This window comes from Mesorhizobium sp. M1E.F.Ca.ET.063.01.1.1 (assembly GCF_003998155.1).
Lineage (GTDB): Bacteria > Pseudomonadota > Alphaproteobacteria > Rhizobiales > Rhizobiaceae > Mesorhizobium.
The window spans coordinates 1-5,809 of the sequence record NZ_RZSC01000363.1; the positions used below are offsets into that span (position 1 = coordinate 1).

Here is a 5,809-nt window from a genome sequence, read left to right on the forward strand (position 1 = left end):
CTCTCGACGAATTCGGCGATGGTGCGTTTTCCCGTCACCTTGCCGATGTGATGGATCATCTCGACCATGGCGCGGTCGATGCGGTCGTCCAGCATGTCCTTGACGAAGCTGCCGTCGATCTTGAGGTAGTCGACCGGCAGGTGCTTCAGATAGGCGAAAGACGACATGCCGGAGCCGAAATCGTCGAGCGCGAAGCGGCAGCCCAGGCCGCGCAGGTCGGCGATGAAGCGCATGGCTTCCGTCAGGTTGGCAATGGCGCTTGTCTCGGTGATCTCCAGGCAGATCGTCTGGGGCGCAATGCCATGGGCCGCGAATTGCTCGCGCATGAAGCCGAGGAAAGTCTCGTCGCCGAAGCTGGCGCCGGAAAGATTGATCGCGCAGGTGGATATCGGCGTGGCGCGCGGATCGGCAAGCCTGGCCGCGAGAATTTGGAAAGTGTTGCGAACCACCCAGCGGTCGATCGCCGGCATAAGTCCGTAGCGCTCGGCCGCCGGGATGAAGCTTTGCGGCGTGACGAAGTTGCCGTCCTCGTCGGTCAGCCTGAGCAGGATCTCGATATGCGCGCCGGCCTCGGCGACATTCTCATTGAGCGGCGAGATCTCCTGCGCATGCAGCCTGAAGCGGTTCTCGTCGAGCGCGGCATGCAGGCGCTGGACCCAGGCCATCTCGCCGAAACGTTCGCGCAGCGCCGTATCGCTGTCGCTGTGGAGCTGAATGCGGTTGCGTCCCTTTTCCTTCGCCATGTAGCAGGCGACATCGGCGGCGCGCAGCACCTCCTCCAGCGACATCCCGCAATCGGCAATCTCGACCATGCCGATGCTGACGCTGATGTTGAAGGGCCTGCCTTCCCAGGAAAAATGCAGATCCTGGACGGTGGCGCGCAGCCGCTCCGCCGTGGCGATGGCGGAGCCGGTGTCGCAATCGAACAGCAGCACGCCGAACTCGTCGCCGCCCAGCCTGGCCAGGATGTCGCCGGTGGGCAATTCGTTGAGCAGCAACACCGAGATCTGGCGCAGAAGCTGGTCGCCCGCCGCATGGCCGCAAGTGTCGTTGACCAGCTTGAACTGGTCGAGGTCGAGATACATCAGCGCATGCACGCGCGGCTTTTCCGGCGGCTGAGAAATCGCGCCTGCCAGCCGGCTCTCGAAGTCTCGGCGGTTGACGAGACCGGTGAGCGCATCGTGCGATGCCTGCCACGACAGGCGCTCGATGAAGTCCTGCTCGCGGGTCATGTCGTGCAGAGCAAGAACGGCGCCGACGATCTTGCCGGAGACGCTGAGCGGCGCGCCGTTGAGCGCGACCGGCACGACGGAGCGGTCGGGGCGCTCCAGGAGCTGTGGCCGCACGTTGGAGCGGCGGGGCTCGCCGGCCAGCAAGCGCGGGATCAGGTCGGTTTCCTCGACACCGCTATCCTTGTCGATCAGCCGGAACAGCGAGGCCACAGGCTTGCCCCTCGCGGCGCCAAGGGGGCTGGCGAGCAAGCGTTCGGCGACGGCATTCATGTAGTCGAGCCGCCCAACCGCATCGGTGCTGACGACGGCTTGGCCGATCGAGGCCAGCGTGATCTGCGCGCGTTCGCGCTCGGCATTCAAGGCGCTTCGGAAGGCCTGCCGCTGAGCCATCAGCTTTCGTGTGCGCCACACCGCCAGCAAGATAAGCAGCGCCGCGGTGACGAGGTTGGCGGCCGTGAGCGCCATCTTGATGAAGCGCGAGCCCTCGCCGAGGCTGTCGGAGAAGGCCTTGGACAGTGGTCCGATGCGGTGGTCGAGCTGATGGATATCGGCTTTCCAGGCGCTGATCTCAGCCTGCGACGCGGACCCCTGTTCGAGCCTTCTGTGCATGTCGTCGCCGAGCCTCTCGATGGCGAGGATCATCTCGTCGGCTTCCGTCCAGTGACGGATGGCGGTGTCGAGGTAGCTCACGCGGCGGAAATTCTGGAACAGCCAGATCAGGCCGGCAATGTCGTCGGCATGGTTGTTGCCGCTGAGGAAACCCTGTCGCGCGGCATCGGTATCAGGCTCAGCCTGTTCGAGCGCTAGCCTGGCCGAGCGATCGGCGAGCGGCACGGCAATGGCCTGGCGGTATTCGCTGAAATATTCCGGCCTGCCGGTATCGGCATAGAGGCTGAGGAAGTAGATGGCCTGCTTCTGCCCTTTCGACCACTGGCTTTCGCCGCCGACATAGGCGCGAACGGCCGACAGCGTGTAGAGGCTGAGGCTGGCCACCAGTGCCTGGATCAGGACGACCGCAATGAAAGGCCAGACCAGCCCGATGAGGCGCGGGCTGGCATCCGTCGATGAGAGCTTCATCGCATTCCCATGGAGCCTGCCTTGACCCCGTCGACGTCTGTCCGACCGGTTCATCCGTCGGTTGAGACGATGTTGTTCCCCTCATGTCTGCCGGCAATCGGCGACGACAATCCAGATAGCGTGTCTGGCTTAACAGCCGATAAATTCGCGCAGTATTTGTTTTCGAAAGTCTTCGACAAAACAGTCCGCGGCTTGCGCCGCGTCCTGTGGATATTTCCAGCCTAGTATAGCCCTCCGAGTCCCGCTCGCCTGAATAAAGGTGAATGGCGCGCCCAGCAGGCTCCGCCGATCAGCGTTTGGCTTTGAACTTGTTCAGCGCCGCTGCAGCACGAACCAGAGCCTTGAGCGCTTCCCCGTCGATCTCCTCGCCCTCGCGAAAATCGATGGCGCGCCTTGTGTTGCCCTCGAGGCTGGAGTTGAAGAGGCCTGCGGGATCGGGCAGCGCCGCGCCCTTGGCGAAGGTCAGCTTGACGACAGCCTTGTAGGTCTCGCCGGTGCAGATCATTCCGGCGTCCTCCCAAACCGGCACCCCGCGCCACTTCCATTCCTCGGTGACGTCTGGATCGGCCTCCTTGATCAGGGCACGGAGGCGGCCAAGCATCTCACCCCGCCAGTCGCCCAATTCCTCGATACGTCCATCGATCAGCTCGGACGGAGATTTGCTTCCCGGCGATCCGCTTTTCTCCATGTCTGTTCTCCTTCAATGCTGGATAGTGGATCGCCACGGTACGCTCCCGGGAGGGCCGCGCTTGATCAATAGTGCGCCTACATTCGTTCACCAGGCAATCGGCTTGCCTGTTTCACCCAGGAGACGAATTGCGCTTCATCGAGCTGGTCGGCCTCGTGGATGTGGAAATAGCGCGTGTCCTTGCTCTTGGATTCGCCGGGCGGCACGGGCTCGAGCGACATGCCGCGAAAGAAGGCCACCTTGATGTACCTGGTGAAACAATGGATGCCGAGAAACCAGCCTTCACCTTCCATCCCGTAAAACGGCGAGTTCCATTTCACGGCCTTCTGCACGTGGGGGACGGCCTGCATGATGAGCTGGTCGAGCCGGCGGCCGACCTCGCTCTTCCAACCCGGCATCGCCGCGATATAGGCCTGCACGGGAGCGTCGCCGTAGCCCTTGGCGATCTGCGGATTGCCGCCTGAAAGCAGGACGGACTTCGCGCCCGGGGGCTTGGCGGCAGGCTTCGGCGATTTCGCCTTCGCCATCAGGCCGGTCCTATGCGCTCGCTTGCTTGCTCACCGCGCCATCTGACGGCATAGGGCAGCACGAACATATAGAGGCCGCTGAACAGCAGCAGGAAAAGCGGCAGGAGCGGCGAATAGACCACCCAGGCGGGGGGCTCGCCCAATGCCATGGCGACGAAGTTGGCGATGACGGTCACGGTAAAAATGATCGACAGCCAGCGATGCAACTGCCTGATCCACTTGCTCCATTCCAATGCTGCCTCCTCTGAAAAAACCAATGAAACGGCGGACTTACCAGCGCGCCAGCTGCGTGATCTGGATGAGATTCCCGCAGGTGTCGTCGATCTGCGCGATGGTCGAACCGGTCACCTCGGTCGGCGCCATGGCGAAGCTGCCGCCATTTGCCGTGATGCGCTCGTGGTCGCCCTTGATGTCGTCGGTGAACAGCATGAGCGCCGGCTGGCCCTGCTTGAAGATAGCCTGCTGATAGGTCCTGGCCGCCGGATTGTCATTCAACGCGAGCTGTAGTTCGGTGCCGTCCGGGTCGTCAGGCGAGGCGACGGTCAGCCAGCGAAACGGTCCATTGGTGAAATCGGCTTTCTTGTTGAAGCCCAGCACGTCGGTATAGAAGCCGAGAGCCTTCTCCTGGTCGTCGACATAGACGCTGGTCAGCTTGATCTTCATTGCGTTTCTCCATTGCTTTCGCTCGCGGTTTGCCACCCGCCAAACGATGCCTGCTTTTTTGAGCGCTTCGGCGGGACTTCAGTCTTCGATCCGCGCCAGAACCTCTTCCAGGGCTGTGAGGAATCTCGGCCAGCCGACAGTGGCACCCCGGAAATACGGCTCCTGATCCAGCCGGAAGCCCGTCTGCTCCATGCGCAGACGAGTGCCTGAGCCCGTCGGGGTGAGCGTCCAGGTGACGACGCTTTCCAGGTCCTTGGTGTCCCAGGTGTAGGACAGCGTCTTGTTGGGCTCGACGGTCTGGACCTGACACTCGACGCCTCCCCAGTCCGCGCTGAGTTCGAAACGATGGTCCACGACCGGCTTGAAGTCGTTCTTCATCAGCCACTCCTCGATAAGATGCGGTACGGTCAGCGCGCGCCAGATCTTTTCCGGCGGATAGGGAATCTCGCGCTCGACAACGACGGAGCGCGTTCCGGCCGGCATATCGTTCATTGATCCATCCTCTTCAGCAGATCCTCGAGATCGTCGAACCGGCTCTCCCAGAACCCGGCCATTTGCCTTGTCCAGTCCATCAGCGGCGCCAGCGCGCCGACCTGCGCGCTATAGTGAGTCTGCCGGCCCTCGTGTCGGTCGCGCACCAGCCCGGCTTCCTTGAGCACGCCAAGATGCTTCGACACCGCCGGCTGCGAGACGCCGGCCTGCGCTGTCAATGCTCCAACCGTCTGCTCGCCTTGATGGCACAGACGTTCAAAAATGGCGCGTCTTGTCGGATCGGCAAGCGTCCGGAAGAGCACATCGTGCGCGGTCGACATCTGGATCAATAACCCAATGGCTATTGATTGACCTATAACCATTGAGCTATATGTGAGTCAAGCAGGGGATCTGGGGGAATGCTCAGACTGCAGCGTCCACGTCGAGGCTTGCCTCATCCAGCATGGATGCGTCCTCGCCGAAGGCGCGCGTGGCGCGGGCGGCGGCCTCGAGCAGCGGGCGCTTCATGCGCTTGAGGAAGGCGGCGTCGACGCGGGTGCCTGGGCCGGCCAGCGTCAGCGCGCCGACCAATGTCCGCCCCGGCCCGAACACGGGCGCGGATATGCCTGCGGTCTGCGGGTCGCGATCGCCGATCGAAATGCAGCTATAGGTTCTGCGGATCGTCTCGTAGGGCTCGCCCTGCTGGCCGGAAAAGGCGGCGAGCACGCGGCCGCCGGAGCCCACCAGCAAAGGCAGGACGTCGCCTTCCCGGATCGTGTAGCGGATCGGGTGCTTGGACTCGACCCGGTAGAGACAGGTGCGCACGTCGCCCGAGCGGACGTAGAAGGCAACGCTCTCCCAGCTCCGCTCGGAGAGGTCGCGCATGATCGGCAACAGGATATCCATCGCCACGACCGAGCGCTGGTAGAGCGCGCCAAGCCTGAAGGTGGCCGGTCCGATGCGGTAGCGCCCGTCTTCCAGGCGCTCCAGCAATTGTCCGCGCATCAGCGAATTGGCCAGCCTCAGAATGGTGCTCTTGTAGAGGCCGGTGCGGGCAGCGATCTCGGCGAGCCCGAGCGACCGGTCGGCAATGGTGAATGCGTCCAGGATGGCGATTGCGCGATCGAGCGCGGCAACGCCGTCGGCCTGGG

At 63.2% G+C, this 5,809-nt stretch carries 8 protein-coding genes; all 8 read right to left on the reverse strand.

Going from position 1 to position 5,809, the window contains the following annotated elements; translation table 11 throughout:
• On the reverse strand, positions 1-2,309 hold a 2,309-nt coding region (locus EOA29_RS22515; RefSeq protein ID WP_127221579.1), incomplete at its 3' end, for an EAL domain-containing protein.
• Between the two features lie 289 nt (positions 2,310-2,598).
• Positions 2,599-2,997 carry a DUF1801 domain-containing protein gene (locus EOA29_RS22520; RefSeq protein ID WP_126091960.1) on the reverse strand — a complete coding sequence of 133 codons (399 nt, stop codon included), beginning with the start codon at positions 2,995-2,997 and terminating at the stop codon, positions 2,599-2,601.
• Positions 2,998-3,074: 77 nt separating this feature from the next.
• Positions 3,075-3,524 (reverse strand): DUF1801 domain-containing protein, encoded by a 450-nt coding sequence (locus tag EOA29_RS22525; RefSeq protein ID WP_126091961.1) that lies wholly within the window; start codon positions 3,522-3,524, stop codon positions 3,075-3,077.
• Positions 3,524-3,757 (reverse strand): hypothetical protein, encoded by a 234-nt coding sequence (locus tag EOA29_RS22530; protein WP_126091962.1) that lies wholly within the window; start codon positions 3,755-3,757, stop codon positions 3,524-3,526. Before EOA29_RS22530 ends, EOA29_RS22525 begins: the two co-directional genes overlap by 1 nt.
• Positions 3,758-3,794: 37 nt before the next feature.
• Positions 3,795-4,187 carry a VOC family protein gene (locus EOA29_RS22535; RefSeq protein WP_126091963.1) on the reverse strand — a complete coding sequence of 131 codons (393 nt, stop codon included), beginning with the start codon at positions 4,185-4,187 and terminating at the stop codon, positions 3,795-3,797.
• Between the two features lie 78 nt (positions 4,188-4,265).
• Positions 4,266-4,679: an SRPBCC domain-containing protein gene (locus EOA29_RS22540; protein WP_126091964.1), complete on the reverse strand. Its 414-nt coding sequence runs from the start codon at positions 4,677-4,679 to the stop codon at positions 4,266-4,268.
• A complete protein-coding gene (locus tag EOA29_RS22545; RefSeq protein WP_126091965.1) occupies positions 4,676-4,999 on the reverse strand; it encodes a metalloregulator ArsR/SmtB family transcription factor in 324 nt (107 codons plus the stop codon). The genes EOA29_RS22540 and EOA29_RS22545 overlap by 4 nt, the downstream gene beginning before the upstream one ends.
• Before the next feature lie 82 nt (positions 5,000-5,081).
• A partial coding sequence (locus EOA29_RS22550; protein ID WP_145969746.1) for an IclR family transcriptional regulator occupies positions 5,082-5,809 on the reverse strand: 728 nt, incomplete at its 5' end.

Bases quoted from the DNA above. Each gene is read 5' to 3' on its own strand.
- EOA29_RS22520 (WP_126091960.1), bottom strand. From the start codon at position 2,997: ATGGAGAAAAGCGGATCGCCGGGAAGCAAATCTCCGTCCGAGCTGATC.
- EOA29_RS22525 (WP_126091961.1), bottom strand. From the start codon at position 3,524: ATGGCGAAGGCGAAATCGCCGAAGCCTGCCGCCAAGCCCCCGGGCGCG.
- EOA29_RS22535 (WP_126091963.1), bottom strand. From the start codon at position 4,187: ATGAAGATCAAGCTGACCAGCGTCTATGTCGACGACCAGGAGAAGGCT.
- EOA29_RS22540 (WP_126091964.1), bottom strand. From the start codon at position 4,679: ATGAACGATATGCCGGCCGGAACGCGCTCCGTCGTTGTCGAGCGCGAG.
- EOA29_RS22545 (WP_126091965.1), bottom strand. From the start codon at position 4,999: ATGTCGACCGCGCACGATGTGCTCTTCCGGACGCTTGCCGATCCGACA.